The organism is Pseudomonas sp. LBUM1679 (assembly GCF_059695565.1).
On sequence record NZ_CP166774.1, the window covers coordinates 4,055,089 to 4,075,782 of the forward strand.

General features: G+C 58.3%; 7 protein-coding genes. 3 read left to right on the forward strand and 4 right to left on the reverse strand.

All coding sequences use genetic code 11. The features are described from left to right. Nucleotides 1-4 precede the first annotated feature (4 nt). On the reverse strand, nucleotides 5-7,381 hold the full coding sequence (locus ACA062_RS18390) for an NEL-type E3 ubiquitin ligase domain-containing protein (protein ID WP_497452374.1): 7,377 nt from the start codon (nucleotides 7,379-7,381) through the stop codon (nucleotides 5-7). A gap of 173 nt (nucleotides 7,382-7,554) precedes the next feature. Between ACA062_RS18390 and ACA062_RS18395 the strand changes: the two genes are divergently transcribed. Further along, complete coding sequence (locus ACA062_RS18395) at nucleotides 7,555-7,776, forward strand: DUF2970 domain-containing protein (RefSeq protein ID WP_138967253.1); 222 nt, start codon at nucleotides 7,555-7,557, stop codon at nucleotides 7,774-7,776. A 22-nt stretch (nucleotides 7,777-7,798) separates the two neighbouring features. Here ACA062_RS18395 and ACA062_RS18400 read toward each other — a convergent pair whose 3' ends face one another. Further along, nucleotides 7,799-8,881 (reverse strand): ABC transporter substrate-binding protein, encoded by a 1,083-nt coding sequence (locus tag ACA062_RS18400; protein ID WP_497452375.1) that lies wholly within the window; start codon nucleotides 8,879-8,881, stop codon nucleotides 7,799-7,801. 522 nt (nucleotides 8,882-9,403) lie between these two features. Between ACA062_RS18400 and ACA062_RS18405 the strand changes: the two genes are divergently transcribed. Then, entirely contained in the window at nucleotides 9,404-11,062 is a 1,659-nt protein-coding gene (locus tag ACA062_RS18405) for a nitrite/sulfite reductase (RefSeq protein WP_497452376.1), read from the forward strand. Continuing rightward, nucleotides 11,046-11,540 (forward strand): DUF934 domain-containing protein, encoded by a 495-nt coding sequence (locus tag ACA062_RS18410; protein WP_497452377.1) that lies wholly within the window; start codon nucleotides 11,046-11,048, stop codon nucleotides 11,538-11,540. The genes ACA062_RS18405 and ACA062_RS18410 overlap by 17 nt, the downstream gene beginning before the upstream one ends. A gap of 43 nt (nucleotides 11,541-11,583) precedes the next feature. Here ACA062_RS18410 and ACA062_RS18415 read toward each other — a convergent pair whose 3' ends face one another. After that, a complete protein-coding gene (locus ACA062_RS18415) occupies nucleotides 11,584-15,444 on the reverse strand; it encodes a dermonecrotic toxin domain-containing protein (RefSeq protein WP_497452378.1) in 3,861 nt (1,286 codons plus the stop codon). Nucleotides 15,445-15,627: 183 nt separating this feature from the next. Beyond that, nucleotides 15,628-20,469, reverse strand: coding sequence for an NEL-type E3 ubiquitin ligase domain-containing protein (locus ACA062_RS18420; RefSeq protein WP_497452379.1), 4,842 nt, complete (start codon nucleotides 20,467-20,469; stop codon nucleotides 15,628-15,630). Nucleotides 20,470-20,694 lie beyond the last annotated feature (225 nt).

Here is a 20,694-nt window from a genome sequence, read left to right on the forward strand (position 1 = left end):
TCCGTCACTGGCGCCGTGACGGGCCAGGTTGCGGGGACGAAGGGCCCGGTTGCGGCTCTTGCCCGCCAACCGGCGCCAACCTTGCCGTCTCTGTGCGAGACAACTCCTTCAGCTTATCGGTGCGTGCGTCCGCCAGTTCGATCTGCAGGTCTCTCATCGCGTCCAGGTAACGCTTGCGGGATTCTTCGTTGTCCTCTTTGTCCGGATGCGCGTCCTCGACCTCTTCCTGTCGCCTGGTGGCGTTTTCCTGAAGAGCGTCGAACGTATCGGGGTATCGCTCGTTCAAGTAGCGAACCCAGTAGTCACGCGCGATCAGATCCTCCAAAAACATGTCCGACGCCTCATCCGCGAGCACGGAAGCGCGAGCGTCGATCAATCGCTGCCCCCGAATCGGTGTGCCGTACAGCATATGTTCCGGTTGTCCGGGCAACTCCAGTCCATCAGGCCAGCCTCGAGTCATGCCGATCAGGTACTGCAGACGAATTTCCGCCCTGTCCTTATTGCGCCCGGCGCCATCCGCCAGCCTGTCGACCCTTTCCAGTCGAAACAATCGTCGAGTCAGATCCAGCAAGGCTCTGCCTCGCTGGTCCGGACGATGCCGAGGGATATCGCGCAGGGCGGTGTATTCGTAAACCCGCGTTTCCAGTTCACTGAACGAAAGAATTCGACCGTCGCCACAGGTGCCATGGGTCTCGGCGTTGAGAAACAACAGTTGCCGCAACTCGGTGTTTTCCGTGGCGGCCTGTATGACCCGCCATACCCGGTGAGTCAGATCGGCACCCGATAGCCTGAATTCATCTGTATCGGGCAACGTCGAAAGTAAATGAAAGAACGATTCATGGTTTGCTTCCTGGGCCAATTGCAGCCAAAGCGTTCGCCGAGCGGCGCGCAAATCAGCATGCGTGTAATTGAGCCAGGTTTCCATTGCCGGCGCGGCCACGTCGTGCAGCGGGTTGTCAATGACCTCGGCATCCTCGACACCTGCATGCACATCAACGCGACTTGCGCCGCCACCGCCACCGCCACCATCGCCGTCGGAGTCCGAATCCGAGTCCGAATCAAAATCCGAGTCGGAGCCGGGCTCGCTGTCAGTCTCGATCAGGCGCGCCGCAATTTCACGGTCCAGAAACACTCGCGAGTAGCCCATCACGTCACGGTCTGCGTTTGCCGCACTGTAATCCCTGAGTTGTTCCAGACTATTGAGGAGCGTCAACCGGTTTTCGGACAAGTCTGTGCCAGCCACCAACGCCTCATGGTTGCCCCCCAACAACCTGTCCGGGAATACCCTGACGTTGTTGTCATTCAGGTTCAGCGTTCGCAGATGCTCTGACTCCAGCACCCCGTCAGGCCAGTAGTTCAGGCCGTTGTGGGAAAGATTCAAGGTTTCGAGCCGGCTGAACGCACTGGCATTGAATTCATCTAGACGGTTGTGACTCAGATCCAGCCACCGCAGGCGATTCCCACCCACTTGGCTGTACAAGGGCTGCGCGTCCGAAAAGCGGTTGCCGCTGAGTTCGAGCCGCTCAAGCCGGCTCATGCTGCCGACTGCGTCTGGCAGCACCTCCAGATCGTTGCCGTTGAGCCGCAGGGTGGTCAACTCCGGGAAAGCACTGCAAAAAACGTTGAAACTTTGTACCGTGAACTTCGTATCGGTCAGGGTCAGCGTTCGCACGCGGGAAAACGGAGTCGACAGTTGCGGTAAATCCCCTGTGTGCAGACCCGTGAGATCCAGCGTCTGCCCAGCGTCTTCGGTATGGCCGATCAGTCCGTCCTGCCAGCATTCGCGGATTTTCAGCGCGACGAATTCCCGATCCTGCGCCGACACAAGATTCCCGTTGACCTCTGCCGCACGGGTATAGATCCAGCCGTTCAATTGGCGCGTCAGCGACTCGGCGGTCTGCCGCCATTCGCTTAACCGGGCATCGATCTGCACATCGGTCATCCCCTCGTTGCGCATTCGCGTCAGACATTGCAGCGCCTGATCCTCTGAGATGACCGGGTTCAGATCCTGTAGCCAGCTTGTAAAACCTGCGGCGCCCACAGCCGCAGTTGTCTGGCGAGGCAGAGGCAATAAATGTTCAGCGAGAGAAAGTGCCGTCTCGCCCGGAGGGTCACTCAGAGGGATTTGCAGCGGAACGGGTTCAAGTTCAAATCGTTGCAAGGCACCCTCCGGCAAGCCTCTGGCTGTTTCGATCCGCTGCTGCGCCGCTTTCAGAGCTGCCCCGCCTTCAGGGCTGAATGTATTCCCCGTCGTCAGGCTGGTCTTGAGCAGCGCATCGTCGTGGGCGAGCACGTGTTCCGGTAGTGCAGTGATGTTGTTGTAACGCAGGTCGAGCCACTTCAATCCGGGCAGGCTCTCGGCACCCGTTGGCCATGCATTGAGTCCGGATGAGCTGAGGTTCAGAGCCTTGAGGTGGGTCAGGGCAGAGACGTCCAGTGTGGTCAGCTGATTCAGGCGGGCATTCAGATACTCAAGGTTTTTCAAACCATTGAATTGGTTCTGAACCGCAGATGTGACGACAATACGGTTCAAAGACAGATCCAGTCGCGTCAGCTGCGGAAGATCGCCCGGCGTGATCGGCACTTCAGTCAAACCACCGGCAGTGATTTCCAGGGTACGCGTGCCACTGAAAGCCTTAAGGAAACCGCGAATCTGTTCGGCCGGCACAGCCATCCGGTCCAGGCGCACGGTCTGCACATGGGAAAAAGTGCCGGCCGGCAATTGGGGTAGCTCACTGACAGCTTTGTTACCCTGTGCCCAGGACGTGTCGAGCAGCTCAAACACGGTGGCATCGTCCTGGTTAATGCGAGGGTTCCACTGCGTCGAACCGGGCAGCTGGGCATTGGCGTCCAGGCGATAGCGCTTGCGTACGGCAGCGCGCCAGTTTTTCTCGAGTGCACGAACCACCCTGGCGTTGGGTTGCAGCTCCCAGCGCGGTGTCGGCGTAGCCGTTCTCAATCCATCGGACGTCGTGGGTTCATAAAACTGGCGGAAGATCCCGGTGTGCTCCACCCGCAACGCCTCAACGGCCTTGAGCCTGGTTTCGGGCGTGTTCCAGAGGCTCATGATGCGCTCGGGCAACGGGTTGATGTGTCCCGCCTCTCCCGTCATAAACGCCAGCTCCCCGGCGCAGTACCGGCGAACCATCAGGTCCAGATCAACCAGATGCCCCAGTGGCCCCATGTAATTTTTGACGTACTCATAAGCGGGCTTGAAAGCCTCATGGGAAAACTTCGACCAGTCCAGCGACAGCCCCGTCCACAACTTTTCATGCCCGTTATAGAGCGTTTGAGGAATGGAAGCGATTGAAGTCTGCGACAGATCAAGGCGCTCCAGTTCGGGGAGTTCTTGCACATAGGCTGGCCACTGTGACAAGCCCGGCGCCTCGATTTTGAGTTTTTTCAAGTGCGTGAGTGGTGCCAGATCAAGATTCGGCGTGGTAGTGACGCGGAATCCGGCGTAGTCGAGATGAAGTTCTTCAAGGGAGGTCAACGCTTGCAACCTGGCCGGAAAGTTGGCGGCCATTTCAAACGCGGGCGTTCTGAACTTCAGACGCTTGAGCGAGACCATCCCGGTCACTGCCACAGGCAAGGTTGTCAGCGACTGCTCGTACCTCATATAGGTGCCATAGAAACTGCTTCGCTCACCCAGCGACAGTTTTTCGACATTGGGAAACCGGGCAAGAAAAACATCGGCATTGGCGTCGGTCATACCGTTCCCGCCAATGGAAAGTTCGCGGACGTGAGCAAAATCCGTCACAAGTGCTGGCAAAGGGTCGTTGCTGACAATAAACAGCTGATCTGCGCCGGGCACCTCGGCGGCTAACGGGGCCTTGCGCCAGCTCGCTTTCAACGCTTGCGCGGTTCGAGTCTTGTGTTCAACCGCCCTGCGCTCATCGGATCGCTCCCAGGGGGCCGCCGTCGAAGTCCCCACCCACTCGTCAAGTGTCGAGTTCAGCGCTTCCCATTCATGCCGGCGGGTCTGCAACAGCTCGAAGATGCCCTTGTCGTCTTTGCCCGCCCGCAACTGCTCCAGGATGAACCCGTTGGCCTGCTGATCGGTCATGTCCGGATAGACATCGCGCACCCGCACAGTCAGGTTCGGGTTGATTCCCACGCCACGGCCGCTGGCGTGGTAACCGATCAAGGTATCGTTCACCCGCACAGGTGGCTTGGGCCACTTGGCCTGCGGCTCCAGAAGGGCAAGCGCGGTACTGTGATGCCGATCTGCGTGATCAATGATCTTTCTTTGCAGCTCGGCCCACTGGTTGACCTCAGGCAGGCCCAGGCTGCGCCGCGCTTCATCGGGCAAGGCGTGCATGATCGAAGCATAAAAATTGTCACCGCTCGCTGGCAGGCTGTTGAGCTCTTCGCCTCGGTCATTGAACGCCTGAAATTGCGGGCCTTTTTTTATCAGGTGTTTCTTCTCGCGGGCAGTCTCGTTGCCGATGCTGTCGAGCAACGCGCCACTTTCACTGCCCTCGCGAACCTCCAGGCGCACGGTATCCGGCCAACCCGGCAGATCTTCCAGCGTGTGCAGCGCCAGACGCCGGCTGTCCGTCGAGGCGATATTTTCGCTGCGAAGACCGGCATAGGCCCTGACTTGCCTGCCCTGACGCGCATACCAATGAGCTTCCTCCAGCATGCGCAGCGGTACTCGACGGGTCGAGTTCAGCCGATCAAGATCATCGGGGTGACCCTGCGCCAGCACTTCTTGTGCAGCCGATTCGCTGAGTCCCGGACAGGCCTTCTGTAACAGCGTGACGCGGGTGTCGGCGAGTTCGGCGCCCTTATAAATACTGTCGTAAATGGCCGGTTGACGGGTTTGGGCGTAATTGGCAATTTGCTTGCCGAACTCTTCAGGCCTGGACTCGCGCACACGCGCACTTTCTTCTCCGAGCAGGCGGGTGATTTCAGACTCGTCGAGTCCCGCCAGAATACGAGCCGGCAGATCCCCGCTCAGGATGTCGGGCCGGGCTACCTGGATCGGCGCCTTGACGCCCACGCCGCGAACCGGGCGTTCGGATCCATACTTGACGGATTTGCCGGACAATTGCGCCCCCTCGAACACCTCCAGCACCCGGTTCGCCGGCCAACGGGGCATTTCGGTCACCAGCGGCAAGGCGTAGAGATACAGCTCATCGATCGGTTTCGTCCCCCGCAACTGTTCTATGACACACGCCGAATCAGCATCGGCCCTCAACAGGCGCATGGCTTGCGTCAGCTCCGGTGGTGGCGACGCATGATCCAGGTGCATCTTGCGCAACGCGTTGTCATTGACACCGCTGACATCGGCAGCCTTGATCAGCTCTGCGTCAGAAAACGCTTCGGTTTCATGCCCCATGCGCCGCAACAGGGTAAGACGATCCCAATCCAGAGGCCGCTCCAGCGTATGACGCCAGGCACCGCGGCCATTACTGTCGAGAACAGGTTGGTAGGCGCTGGAATCAGTCGGGTGCTTGATGCGCCATTTGCTGATCGACTCATCGTAAAACTGTTCGTAAACCTTGCTGCCCTGACGAATATAGGTTTTGCCGTCGATCACATGCTGTCCCGACTTGCTCGGGCCGGGGCTGGCGTCCAGCGCAACAGTGGACTCATAAGCGCTCAAATCGGGTTTCCACAACCGGGTTTCACCATTGGGCAACGTCACCGGGCTCAGCTTTTCGATGGCCGGTACGGCTTTGGCGGCGGAGAATTTGCGCACACCGGCACCCACCCCCGCCATCACCGCAATCTGGGCAAGGTTCTCGGCCACGTCGATCAGATGATCCTTGGCCGCCCTCCGATCGCCTTCACTCCACTCGATTGCGCCCTCCAGGGTCTCGTACAGCAACTGCCCCGCCATCACCACCATCATGACTTCGCCCAACACCGGCACGAACATCGACACCAGGTTCAAACCGAGCAGGCCGAGCTGCATCAGATGGGCCAGTTTGGCCTCACGCGCTTTCACATCGACGTCATCGGTCGGCACCGCATGACTGCGGGCATCGGCCAACACCTTGGCGCAGTGCTGTTTATAGAGGTACTCCCAGAGATCCTCGTTGGGCGCCCAGATGCCCCGCCCCTTTCGGGTGAGCGTCGAGGCTGCAATGTACGGATCAGGCGCCGGCTCCAGTTTTGGCGCGCGCTCGGGGGGCAATTCCCTGATTCGAGTAAACACCGAACCGGGACTCACCATGTCTACAACTGTGCGCCATGGGGAACGCCACGGATCGCTCGGGGAATCGGCGGCTTTTTGCGTGAATTGGCTGAAATAGTACGGACGCTGGTCATAAGGTACGAACTGGCTGAAAAAGCGCTGGTAATCGTTCGGTTCCGCACTCGAAGCCTGGGAAGCATCGCGTGCCGTGAACAGCCGCTTGAACTCGTCGCGCATTTGCGTGCCGCTGTAGCGTTTGAGGGGGTGTTCCGGATCGTGAGGGATATACAGGATGACCTCATCGCTGTAGCCGTACTTTTCGCAGATCCCGAAAGCCACGCAACCGGTCATTCTTTTTTTCATCACGCCCAGATCCATGAACCAGACCTGTTTTTTGCCTATCCACGGGTGCATCTCGCCATTGATGACCGACAAAATCATCGCGTGATCCGCCGGTTCGATGTCTTTTTGCAGCAACGCCTGTTCGGCAGCGGCACGCATCGTCGCCTTCTGGCTGGCGATGACCCGCTCGCGCAGCACCGCCTCTGCCACCGCATCCACCGAATGAAAGAATTCCTGCAGGTAGGTCTGGTATTGCTTGCCGATATCAAGGCTGCGGCACAGCGTCAGAAACTGGCTGACCGTCAAATTGACGCTCACGGGATCGAAGGTGCCCGCCGTGGTACTCGCCACGACGAAACCGGAGGTTTCGTGATAAGCCCCCGCTGTGCATTCGTAGGCTTCGAAGTTATGCAGCGCTGCATCGAGCATTGATAGCTTCAGTACTTCAAACGACGACAGTTCTATTTCCAGAATGCCTATTTCCAATGGGCGCCTGAGGCACAACAAGGTCTTCTCGACATCAACCTGCACCTGAAACTGGTCTTTCAGAGCTTTAAGCAACAATGGTTTGGCAAAAGCATTGACCTCCTGGAACGACGACATCGTTTTGTCCAGACGGTTCTGCGCGATGACACTGGCCTTGAAGCTATCGCTCAACGCCTTGCGCTGCCCGGGTGCGGCGTCTTGATACCAGGACGGCAGCGCGGTCGGGATGTCCTTGAACGCCTTGCGTCTTTGCGGCGAAGCGTCGGCCAACCATTGAGGGACGGATTTTTCGAGGAAGTCACCGTGCAGGCTTTGCGTTGCGGCCAACTTGACAGGCCTGGTGTTGTCGGCGGATTGAGCAGGCGGCACAGGCTGCGCCGATGCCGAATTGGGTGGGATGGTGGTCATGATCACTCCTTTTTCATGGAGCGAACAGCAGACCATTTCAGGCCATCCCGGCTGCGGTATATAGATATCGCTCAAGCGGCAGTAAGTAACTAACTGTGTGGCCACGCGGCACGAGGCCGACCTGCGGCAAGTTGTCTATGCTCTATAGGTCAATGCGCGCAACGAGGGGTTTTATGGACGATCCAGTCGACAACAACAAACCGCCCACCTTCTGGCAGATGCTGCACAGCGTTATGGCCGCGGCGTTCGGGGTGCAGAGCGGAAAGAACCGGGCCCGGGACTTCACTCACGGCAAGCCCAGCCATTTCGTGATCCTGGGGATTGTGTTCACGGCGGTGTTCGCCCTGACCCTGTTCGGCATCGTCAAACTGGTGCTGCACCTGGCCGGGATCTGATGCCTGACTCAAGGCCAATGACTCAGTGCAGCAGGGTTTGCAGACTGAACGGGTAGCGATACGACGTCGGTTGCCCCTTGGCCGAGAGCTTGTGAAAATCCACGCCGTAATCCTGCCTGACACCCAGCGCCAACAATCGCATGGCCTGTGCCCGATCGATCAGTTGCAGCAACGGAATCTGCCGATCGCGGCCGCCGTACTGACCGAAATCCACGCCCTGATCGTAGTCATGCAACTGCACGAGGGCCCATCCGCCCAGACTGAAATGCCCACCCAGCAGCACACTCAGCCGACCGTCCAACAGCGCCTGCAAGGCAGCGGGTGAATGGTTGATGGTGCCGAACAGTGCGTCTGTTCCAGGTTTGCCACCGCCTTCGACATAGGCTTGCATGACCCCGAAGGCCATTTCGTCATTGGCCGTCCAGACCAGCGAGGCCTGCGGATAGCGTTTGAACAGCAATCGGGCCTGCTCGTAGGCGCGCTCCCGGGTCCAGCCGCCATACACCAACTGGCGCAATCGCACTTCAGGGTGCTCGGCCAGGGCCCGCATCATGCCCTTCTCCCGCAACTGTGCCGCCGGCGTGACCTTAAGACCGGAGAAAGCCAGTAGCTCGATGACCTGTCCGGAAGCGACCGGGGGATGCAGGCGAATCAGCTCCTTGAGCATCAGGTAGCCGCCCTCCTCGTCGTTGGGCACCAGGCTGCCCAGCCAATCGGGGTATTTTTCGGGCTGCGAGTCGAGCAGGCTCATCTGGTCCGGGGTCAGCGCGTTATTGACCATGAACAGCTTCACGCCGCTGCCCTGGGCCATACGCAGGATTTCGGGGGCGACATACTGCTCGTTGACGAACACCAGATAGTCCGGCCGGTCTGGTCCTTGCAGGGCCTCACGAGCCTGCTTGAGGGTGTTTTCAGGTATCCGCTCGGCGTACTGAACGCGCAAGTCCATGGCCAGGTCCCTCGCCGCGGCCTGCATGAACTGCGAGTAACTGACCCAAAAAGCTTCCCGGGTGGTTCCCGGGTTCAGGAACAGCACCGACGCCGCCTGGGCACAAGGTGCCAAGACCGTCCCCAGCGCCAGCAACACGCCACAGAACAACTTCAACGCTGATCGTCCGAGCCCCGAAAATTCGCCGCACATATTAGCCAGCGACCTCCCGTACAACGGCGTTTATTCCGCTTGTCTTCCGACAACCGTCGGAGCGAGCCCGGACGAGGTGTTTATTGATGACTGACCCAGAATACCGCGGTGCCCACGACCAGGATGATCAGGAACAGAATCGCCCAGGCATCGACCGTGCTATCGGGTTTTGTGACTTTGGTAGGGTTGCTCATTGCATCGCCTCTTGTCGGTTTTATCGGTGATTGCATAAAGACTCGACCACAGTTAAGACGATGATTGCCCTCACCACAACCAGGGGCTTTGCAACAACGATTCTCATTAGTCCTTTTGGTTCTTTGCATATACTCAAACATCACTTTTACGCATAACTGCAAACTGGTATCTTGCCCCGGCTCCGTAGGGAGTGCGCGGCCGTGCGCGCAGAATTGCCGAGCAGTATCGGAAGACTTCCAGGCGTCAAACGCAACTGGATCCGACCGGCCCAAGCCTGAGAACAGGACTTATATGTACGTATACGACGAGTACGATCAGCGGATCATCGAGGACCGCGTCAAGCAGTTCCGTGATCAGACCCGACGCTATCTGGCAGGCGAGCTGAGCGAAGAAGAATTCCGCCCGCTGCGCCTGCAAAACGGGCTTTATATCCAGCGTTTCGCGCCGATGTTGCGGGTGGCGGTGCCTTACGGCCAGCTGACTTCGCGCCAGACGCGAATGATGGCCAAGATTGCTCGCGACTATGACAAGGGCTATGCCCATATCAGTACCCGGCAGAACGTGCAGTTCAACTGGCCGGCACTGGAAGATATTCCGGACATCCTGGCTGAACTGGCGACCGTGCAGATGCACGCGATCCAGACCAGCGGCAACTGCCTGCGCAATGTCACCACCGACCAGTTCGCCGGTGTCGCCGCCGATGAGTTGATCGATCCGCGCCCATGGTGCGAGATCGTCCGCCAGTGGACGACATTCCACCCGGAATTCGCGTACTTGCCGCGCAAGTTCAAGATCGCCATCAACGGTTCCACCTCCGACCGTGCCGCCATCGAAGTCCATGACATCGGCCTGGAGGCGGTGCACAACGCCGCTGGCGAAATCGGCTTCCGCGTGCTGGTCGGTGGCGGCCTGGGCCGTACCCCGGTGGTGGGCGCATTCATCAATGAGTTCCTGCCGTGGCAGGACCTGTTGAGCTACCTCGACGCCATCCTGCGGGTCTACAACCGCTACGGCCGTCGTGACAACAAGTACAAGGCGCGGATCAAGATTCTGGTCAAGGCCTTGACGCCTGAAGTCTTTGCGCAAAAAGTCGAAGCGGAAATGGAACACCTGCGCGGTGGCCAGACCACGTTGACCGAGGCCGAAGTGCATCGCGTCGCCAAACACTTCGTCGACCCCGAGTACAAGGCGCTGGACAACCAGACCGCCGAACTCGTCGAACTCGACAAGCAGCACCCGGGCTTTGCGCGCTGGCGCACCCGCAATACCCTGGCCCACAAGAAGCCGGGCTATGTGGCGGTGACCCTGTCCCTGAAGCCGACCGGCGTTGCCCCGGGCGACATCACCGACAAACAGCTCGACGCCGTGGCCGACCTGGCCGAGCGTTACAGCTACGGTCAGCTGCGCACTTCCCACGAGCAGAACATCATTCTGGCCGACGTGGAACAGGGCCGGTTGTTCGAGATGTGGGGTGAACTGCGCGAGCAAGGCTTCGCCACGCCGAACATCGGCTTGTTGACCGACATCATCTGCTGCCCGGGCGGCGATTTCTGCTCCCTGGCCAACGCCAAGTCGATCCCGATCGCCGAATCGATCCAGCGCCGTTTCGACGACCTGGACTATCTGTTCGACATCGGCGAACTGGACCTGAACATCTCCGGTTGCATGAACGCCTGTGGCCACCACCACGTCGGCCACATCGGCATTCTCGGCGTGGACAAGAAAGGCGAAGAGTTCTACCAGGTGTCCCTGGGTGGCAGCGGTACTCGCGATGCGAGCCTCGGCAAGATCCTCGGCCCGTCCTTCGCCCAGGACGCCATGCCTGATGTGATCGAGAAGCTGATCGACGTGTACATCGAACAACGTACCGAAGACGAGCGCTTCATCGACACCTATCAGCGTATTGGCATCGACCTCTTCAAGGAGCGCGTCTATGCAGCGAATAATTAAGAACAACGAGGTCGTCGACGAAACCTGGCACTTGTTGCCGAAGGACTTCAACATCGACGAGATCAGCAACTGCGACGACTACATCGTCCCGCTGCAGCTGTGGCGCGAACACAGCCGTATGCTCAAGGCCCGCGATGGCGGCCTGGGCGTGTGGCTGGATGCTGACGAAGAAGCCGAAGAAATCGGTGACGACGTGGATCAGTTCCAGGTCATCGCCCTGAACTTCCCGGCCTTCACCGATGGCCGCAACTACTCCAATGCGCGCCTGCTGCGTGACCGTTATGGTTTCAAGGGCGAACTGCGGGCGATCGGCGATGTGCTGCGCGATCAGTTGTTCTACCTGCGTCGCTGCGGGTTCGATGCATTTGCCTTGCGCGCCGACAAAGACCCGTACGAAGCGCTGGAAAGCCTCAAGGACTTTTCGGTGAGCTATCAGGCCGCCACCGACGAACCGCTGCCGCTGTTCCGTCGCCGCTGATCGTCAAGCCTTGAACCCCTTTTCGGGGTTCAAGGCACTCGCCCTACTCGTTCACCGGAAACGGTCGCCCCAGGGTCACCCAGTCCCGGTAAAGCCTCGCTCGATCCTCCAGTGCCGTGAAAATGGCAAACGGGTTGTCAGCATCGACCTCGGCCACTTCGACGTCCTGGGCCAGTCGCGCCCACAATTCTTCTGAAGCATCCGCTTCGCCCAGCAGTCGCCAGACCCTCGCTTGCAGCGGCAGATAATCTACCCGGTAATCCGCCGTCAGACTCAGACCATCCATGATTCGCAAAAAGCGCGTGCCCAGCGGTTTGGCTGCCAAGCGCTGCCAGATCAATCGCCTGGCTTGCCGTCGCGCACCGCTGCTCTCACGCAACCAATCGATGACTTCGCCATAGTCGGGTCCCGGCTCGCTCAACCACAGGTTGATGCCTGTGCTGCGGCGATGTTCCACCAGGCGCAACAGCGTGTCTTCATCGGTCAATGGATTACCCTGCAACAGCACGCGGTCATGACTGATGGCCTGGCTCACTACGGCCGGCGGCACTCGGGTGATCTGGTTATTACGCAGATCCAGCCGCTCCAGGTACGGCTGATCCATGATCCCGATGGGGCATGAAGTGATCCGGGTATTCCTCAGGTCGAGCGAGCGCAACTCGTGCATTCCCAGCACCAACGGAGGGACGGCTAGCGGATTCTCGCTCAGATCCAGGTGTTGCAGCTGGGTCAGCTCACTGAGTCGTGAGGCTGTCGCCTCCGTGAATGCCGTTTCGGTGGCACTGAGATTCAACCAGGTGAGATGGCGCATTCGGGAAATCTGCGGGGGCACAGCGCTTACCAGGTTCCCGTCGTTATCGGAAAGTCGAAGATCGGTACCTTCCAGATTCAAGGTGCGCAGGTTAGGAAACGATTCGAGAAAATCGTTCAGGGTTTCACGCTCGAACAAATGAAAATGCCGCATCGACAACCCGGTCACGTCGTCGAGACGAACATTCAGCGCGGGTAATCGGTGGAAATCCTCGAAATTCATGTTCATTGTGAAGCCGTTCAAGTAACTGCCTGAATAATGACTGTCTTCCTGCGGGGCACGTTTTTGCCAGATGGCAATCATTTCATCGGCCAATTCGGCCCTGGTATCGCGTTCGACCTGAAGCGTGTCATTTAGCAATGCCAGGTTATGCGCCTCGATTTGCGCCTCATCCAGCCCCTGCGCTTCAATGTCACCGGCGGCGAGAAAAGGTAAGTCCATGTCTTCGACGTCGTCGATTGCCTGATCGATCCAAGAGTTCAAATCGGTGTTCAGTTGTTGTAGCTGCTGCTGCAAACCGTCGAGGTGTGCCTGGGCGCCCGCCCCCGCCCGCTGTAGATATTCATCGGCCTCGGCATTGGAGTATTCCGGGTAAAGGTTCCTGACCTGCTCCCTCATCAATTGGTGCCTCAACGCCCCGGCCGGCGGTGGGTCCGGAAACCCGCCGCCGCTGAGGCCCTGGCGTTCGAAGGGCAATCCGCTGTCCATCCTTGCTGATCCGAGCATGAATTCAGACCGTGACAACGCCCGGTCGCCGATTTTCAGCCGCATTTCCCTGGCGGGATCAAGCGACGTCAGGTGCAACGCTGAACGCTCTTCGTCCGATAGCACCCCAAGGACTGCGCCGTAAAAGTCCGTTTGCAAACCTTGGTGCAGAAAGTGATCGCCCGTCTTGATCAGACGCCGGATATCCGGTGCATCGAGTGGTCCGCTGCGGTCTAGCACACGCCCGATGACCGACTGATCGAGTACATCGATCCGCAGGTTTGCGGGCCAGCCGGGCAGGTTTTTCAGCGAGTGCAAAGCCAGTGTCTCTGACTGCGGAGTGCGCGCCGAACGAAGGTACAAGCCCTCATAAGCTCGATTGAGCCATGCATGTTGCTGGTACTGGCGGGCCTTGCTGTCCAGACGCTTGATCACTTGCAAGGCCTCGGTAGCGTCGGGCGCCACCTGGATGTCCACGCCATAGCGGTCGAGCATGTGTTCGATGGCGCTTGTGGGCAGGTCCGGGTATTCGCGTTGAAACAACCGGACCCATGCATTCCCGTCCTGTTGAAGCGCTTCATAGCGGCTGTTGAACAACTCAGGGTCTGCGGCCGGGCCAAGATCCCGATCGATCTTGAAACGGCTGATCGTATCGGCCAGCAACGGCGTCGGTGGGCGCCCGGTTTGCATCAGGCGCAGCATGTCGTCATCAACCGCGCTGACCCTGCCGACCTGTGCAAGCATTTCATCACTGAAGGTGGCGACCGACGGGCCGACACCCCGCAGCAGGGCCAGGCGGGTTGGTACCGGAGGAATCGGTTGGACGGAGGTAGGCGGTTCAGGTGGAGCCACTGAAGGTTCGCCGGCCCGGTGATCGGTTTTCGCCAGCGCTTCGACATCAACCCCCTCGCCATTGGCCAAGGCCGCGACCCCGGCGATCGGCAACGCATTGAGCAAGCCGAACACCGTGCGCGTCACACCCTCCGAACGCTGGCTCGCCGTTTCACCGTTTATTGCCTGATCCAGGCCGTAGCCGGCATCGATAAGTCCCGCCAGTGCGAGAAAGCCCTCGCCTCCCGGAACGAACAAGGCCAGCGGACCAAACCGGTTGACCCACTGCACGATCGGTTCGACGACGGCGCTCAAGTTGTCGCGATTGACCTGTGCATCGCCGCGAATGGTGTCGACGCTGGCCAACGCTGCCTGTTTCATTGTCAGGACCAGTTGCGCAAAAGGATCGGTTCCTGCTGGCGGGTCCTCGAAGCCGATGTACTCGGCAGGTTCCCAGGCGCCATCATTGTTGAAGAAGCCGGCCTCTTTGGTCAGTCGATGTAGTCGAGGGTAGATTGCCATGCCATCCAGGGCGGTCAGGACCCCGGCGTGGAAGGTGCCGTCCGCGCGATCCTTATCGGCAAAGTGGGCTGCCAATGCCTGTTTCGTTGCGCTGACGCGTGCCTGCGCCACCACCCATTGGCGCAGTTCTGCGACATCGGTGAAATCATGCAGCGGTGAAGAGTTGCCGGGGATGTACATCAATACCCTGGCGCTGGACGGGCCATGGAAGATCCAGATATCCGTCGCGGTATAACGATACAGTTTCAAACGGCTTGCCTTGACCACGGAGGATGCCGGGGTCGGGGCTTGCAGTTGATTGCTCGCCAGCGTTTCCCATGTCTGATCCGGCGACAATCCTGCCGCCTGCAACGCAAGCTTCAGACCTTCCTCTGTCAGGCGGTGTTCCAGATGCTGCAACCAGGCGCTCAGGACAAACGCCGCCTTGACCGATGTCCTCAAGGCATAGGGCGCCGGAGCCAGCAGCACCTCGTCCGATGGCCAGGCACGATCAAGATAAGCGCTGTACAGATCCTGCACATCCAGTTCCCAGACCCACTGCTTGAAGTCAGCCGGTCTCAGGGCAATCTGCGTCATTGGGCCATAGGTTTGCGGAACGGTTTGCCGATAGATGCCTTCATAGGTCTGGTGATTGCCGCTGCCGTGGTTGGCGAACTCATCGACCTTGTCGACGATGCGAACGTCCGGGCCGATGTCAGGCGGGGTATACAGGCCGAATGCCGTTTCACCGAATCGTCCGTCCCCCACGGTCTGGTGATTCAACAGCAGCGCTTGCAGCAACGATTGGGAGCTTGCGATTTGCCCTTGATGGATTGCATCCTGTGGCGGGTGCCCTTTGTAATCGTAATCAAGGGTTACCAGGAGGGCGGTCCGTGGGTCGATGTCCTGCCCCCATTTTTCCTTGATCTGGCGCTCGCCAAACTGGGCGGGGGTTTGTGGCAGCGCGATGTCCAGGACGTTTTTCAGTTCGCTGCGCATTCGCTGTGCAGGGGGTAAACCAGCATCGAACAGGGGGGCTTGCGGAGGGTTGATCATGGTGCAGTCCATTGCAGTTAATCGAGGTCCTGTACATTAACCGCCCGCGGATGAGTGGAAAGCAGGAAAGGGCTCGTAACCGGATCGGAAAAATCTTCAATACACTAAGAAAGCTACCTTGCGGGATGACGAAACCGGGCTTCACCCGGTTTCGCTGCCTTCAGTGTCGCTGCGTGGCAATATTCAGGATTCAGCCACCTCGACGGCGGGTTGCGCCAGACCTGGATGCCTGCCCAAGGCTTCAGTGGTCAAACGCCTGAGTAATTCTTCGGTCTCGTTTTTATAGTTTTCGATGATCGCGTTCATACGCTGGGTAGCGGCGGCACGCGTCAGCTCGACCTGCGCCTCAAGTTGTACAAAAGCTTCAGCGCAGCGCACGGTAATGGCGCGGAATTCGTGTGGGTAGGTCGCCAGCAGGTATTCGTACCAAAACCCTTGGGTGTTGATAGAAGCCAACAGTGCCGCGCCGGTTTCAGCTTTGACCACCTCCTGATACGCGTCCTCAAGCTCTTCGGGGGAAACGTCGACATCGCGTACGAAATTCATTTCTCTTGGCTGGGCAGGCAGAGCCAGGCGCGCCGCTAGCCTTATACGGTAAATCAGGCTGAGTTCCTGAGCCTGGGCGCGACTGAAGGATCCGGATAGCACGCGACGGCCGATCTCGGCCATGGCTTGCCGTTCCACCACCTGCAGTCGAAACAGGCCTCTCACCAAGCGGACCAGCTCTCCTTCGAGCGTACGAGTTCCAGTGCGTGCCGCAAGCACGGCTCGATAGTACAAGACCCTCACCTCGATATCGCTAAACAGACCCGAAGCGTCCTCGGCACTGACTCGCCCGGTTCGAGCCCTTTGAAACAGCACACGGCGTAACGCGTCGTCATCGCCGGCCGCGTCCAGTACGTCCCACACCCGTCGACTCAAGTCGGTCTGCAGCCGATTAAAGTCGGCGGTGTCGCGCAGTTGCGCGAGCAGATGGAAAAAATCCCTGGACCACGGGTAAGCCGACAATGAGTTCCAAAGCGTTTGTCTGCGAGTCAATTCAGCACCGGTGAGCCCGCTCATCCAGATTGAGCCGCGTCTGGCCAGATCCGGCTCAGTTGCAGCAAGATGACGGTAATCGACAGCCAGGACGCCCAGATTGATGCCACTGGATTGTTGATAGGCGGCAATTTTGCGCACGCTTGAAGCCGAAAGTGGATTGCCATCAACGTTGGTGCCGCGGTTCAACGCGGATCGAGCCTTGAAAACCGGCTCAGGGATTTGCGTGATGAGGTTGTCGCGCAAGTCCAGCGTCTGCAACTCGGCAAGATCGTTGACCCCGACCGGCCAATCGACAATCCCCGTTCCGCGCAACGCAAGGTGGCGTAATTGTCCCAGGGCGCTGACGGTTGGAGTACTGCCAAGCGCCGGGTTGAAACTCAAATTAAGGCTGTGCAGATGATCCCTGGCGCCCAGCAAGCTAATGGTTTCCGGTGTCAGATTGATCTGGTTATCGCTCAAATCCAGGTGCGTCAACCGTGGCATGGCCCCGATCGCCTGAGGGATTCGGGTCAGCTGATTGCCAGCCAGGCTCAATGTGCGCAACTGGGTAAAATTGCGCAGGAACGCGGTCAGTCCGGCACTGGTCCCGACCTTATCCATCACCAGCGTGTCGATGTGGCTGAAATTACCGACAATCACTGGCAGATCCCCCAGCGGTTGCGCATCTAAACTCAGGCTGTAATGCATTTCCGAGCTGCCGGGCGTGAAACCACCCTCCTTGCGCCAAGCGCGCAGAATCGACTGGGCCGCACGTCCCTTGCTGTGTTCAGGCACCTTGAGCCTGGGACCGTTGCTTTCCTGGTAGTGAGTCTCGCGATGGACCCATTGCTCCAGGGCATAACGGATGGTCTGAATTTCCTGGCGAAGCCCTTCAAGCGCTCTGATGGCGTGTACTTCGTCGGCACCCAATGTCGCCAGAAAGCGTTCAATTTGGGCTGGCGCGTGAGACGGATAGAGCTCCTGAGCACGCTGCACCAGCACCGGCGACCGTGTCGAAAGATCGTTCGAAGGAGGAAGCCCCAGCAAGGTAGCTGTTTTTGCCAATCGATCAGCCAGCCCCATGGGTGAGCGATAAGCCACGCGTACCGACTCGATACCGATGGCCTGTGCGATCGCGTCTCGCCGCCGCAATGCCAGCGCCGTGATTTTTTTCCTCAATTCTACGCCGGCATCATTTGTTTCGACCCCCAGCACTTTTCGCGTATCGATGGGCAAACCTTCCCAGAGCGTTTGAAAAAAATGCGCGCGGGTGCGCTTCAGGTGTGCGGACAGGACTTTGTCATCGGCATCAGCAGCTTTATAACGGTCAGGGTAGGCCTCGAGGAAAAGTTTGTGCACCGCATCGCTCGAACCAATGCTGGCCTTTTCCTGCGAATGCACCGCCTTTTCCTCGATCTGGACAAACACATCATTAGGCCAGCCCGGCAGATGCTTGACGGTATTGAGCACCAATCGGTCCGTATCCAGCCCGCTGGCAGCGTCCAGATACAGTCCTTCATAGGCCCGGTTCAGGCGCATGATCTGTGCATACCGCCGCGCTTCTTCGTCCAGGCGCAACGGCACTTTTCCATCTTCGAGTTCCTGCCATTCACTGACGTCGGCGTTCTGCACCAGTTCATCGGCGACACTGGCAGGCAGTTGCGCAAACTTCTCCCGGATAGGCGCGGCCTTCGCCTCGGTGATGACATCGGAGCGCTGATAGACCCGGGCAAAGAGCGGTAATTTCTGGCCTTCCGATTGCTCGGAAATCAGTTTGACCAAGGCTTGTGTCTGCAGGGTTTCGTCTGTAGTCGTCAAGCCAAGCAGGCGCGTCCGCTCTTGAGTGTCCAGAGCCTTGAGCAGCGCTGGATAGAACTGTCCCTTGTGAAACAGGTCCTCTGCGATGTTTATTTTCCGGGAAGCCGAAGCGCTCCCGTAACGCCTGACCTCTCCTCCGACATTGGTAATATTGACGCTCGCCTCCCGAGGCCAATTGCCCACGGAGGTCAGCAGGTGCAACTGCAGGTCGGCGTCAGCCTGTGGCGCGGAAGACGGCAGGCGCATCTGTTCAATGAAGCGGCTGACCTCCTTGTCCGCGCGAAAGCGCCGAACCATGTCGACCAGCGTAGCCATGGGCTTGCTGCGGTCCAGATACAGCTGTCGCAACAGCTGTTCGTCGAGACCACTGGCGGCAAGAATCTGTAATCCCTGAATGTCCGACAGATCTTCATCGCGATAGCCCAGGCGTCTAAACAACGTCAGCAGACTCCAATCTCCTGGCAGTTCGGAATCGTGGCGCCATGCCCCGGCGCCGTTGGTTTCCATCACGGGTGAATAGCGTTCAGTTGACCCTGGATGCTCGATCTTCCACAGGCCGGTGCCTTGCATCGGGCGCATGGCATAGGTCGCCGTCCCTGTTCGCAAATACTGACGGTCGCGCCAGGTGACGAGACCTTGCTCATTGGTCGGGAGACTGCGCGGCACGGGCGAGTAATGGCGATAGGGTCGCAGATCGGGTTTCCATAAGCGGGCGGAGCCGGACCCCACCGCGACGGATCTCAATCGACCGATAAAAGCTGAAGACTTCACTGCCCTGAACCCCTTGCCCACCGCGGCGGTGGCAGCCGCCGTTGCCGTCATCAGAAAAAGGTTTTCGATAATATCGAATAGATAGTCCGTGGCTTCTTCCTGTTCGCCACGGGACCAACTTTCAATGCCTTCGTAAACCTCCCCCAGCAATTGAACCCCCGCCACGGCAAACATCACTTCGCCCACAACCGGAACGAAGGAGGAGAAAAACAGCAGCGTGTTGAGGCCTATGGTCTTATAGGTCTCCAGCCTGTCCAGGCGGGTTTTCTCATCCTCGTCATCCGTTGGCACTACCAGCAATCGCGCATCAGCGCTCACTTGGGCGCTACGTTGGTTAAACATTGTCAGGAACAAGTCATGCTGCAGATTGAAGCCTTCGACCGGCACATAGATACTTTCCGTAGGAAGTGGCGGCGTTTTGCGCGATAACAGCCGGGTATCCAGCGCCGAGTGAAAACCTGGACGGTCTTTCAGCAAGATGAACCCCATGAAAAACTTGCGAAAATCTTCGGTTCGCAGGCGTTTGCTCAGTTCCGACTCAAATTTTTTAAACGATACGTATTCTTTCAGAGGGTGCAATGGATCACCCGGCAGGTACACCACGCATCGGTAATCATCGTCTGCCTGTTTACTGACAGGGCCAATAAACAACGCACCGTGCAGTTTGACCTGAAGCAACTCCAGACCTTGATAACCTAGCGTGTTTTTACCCAGTTTGATCGGTGAAGTGCCATCCTTGACCGACTTCAGCATGCTGTACACATCAGCACTGACGTGTTTCTTCATGAAAGCGATATGCAGGTCGACTTCAAACTGGTCTTTTACGCACGCTACGTATTTATCGCTCAGCGGTTGAGTGCCAAACAAGGCCTTGATGTGAGCCTGATACTGCTTACCCAAGTCCAGCGTCCGACACAGTTGCGCAAACTCATGGGGCTGGATCGATAAAGTCTTGCTGGAACGGCCATTTACGCGTTTGGGAATATAAATCAATGAGCTGTCGTGATAGTTACCTGGTCGCGTTTCGCTGGACTCGAAGTTCTCACAGGCTGCCATCAACAGATCGCGATCGATTGGCGTAATGAGCTTTTTCCTCAATCCGAGCAGGCTGGACGTGGAGCGTATGTGTTGAAAAACCACGCCTTCTATATTCAATGAATAGTGCAGTTTGTCGGACATGGCCTTGGCCAGCAAGGGCGCGCAAAAGCGTTCAGGCGATTTTAATCCGCGTAAAGCCTCAGCCACCACACTTCTAGTCCGGAAGCTGGCCATCAGGCTATTGCGCAGGGCACTACGTATCTCAGTGGAAGACTCAAGTACCCAAGAGGGTGCCTGTTGTTTAATCATCGAAAAGAACACGCCCTGCTGCTCTGGCGTCATGGCCGGTAGCGGCGTGTTATCCGTTTTTATATTCATGTTGATTCAACCTTAAACTGACTGGAACAATCAGATTAACGTTGAGTATTTCTTTATAAAAGCTTGAATAACCGATGAACTGTCAAAGCAAACCATCTGAATTATAAGGCTTTAAAATATATAATTACCGCACTTGATTCGAATCAACAGTAGTCATTGTGGGAGCCTGCTCGCGAAGGCGTTGTATCAGCAAATGTCGATGAGAAGAGCGCCTTGTCACTGAAC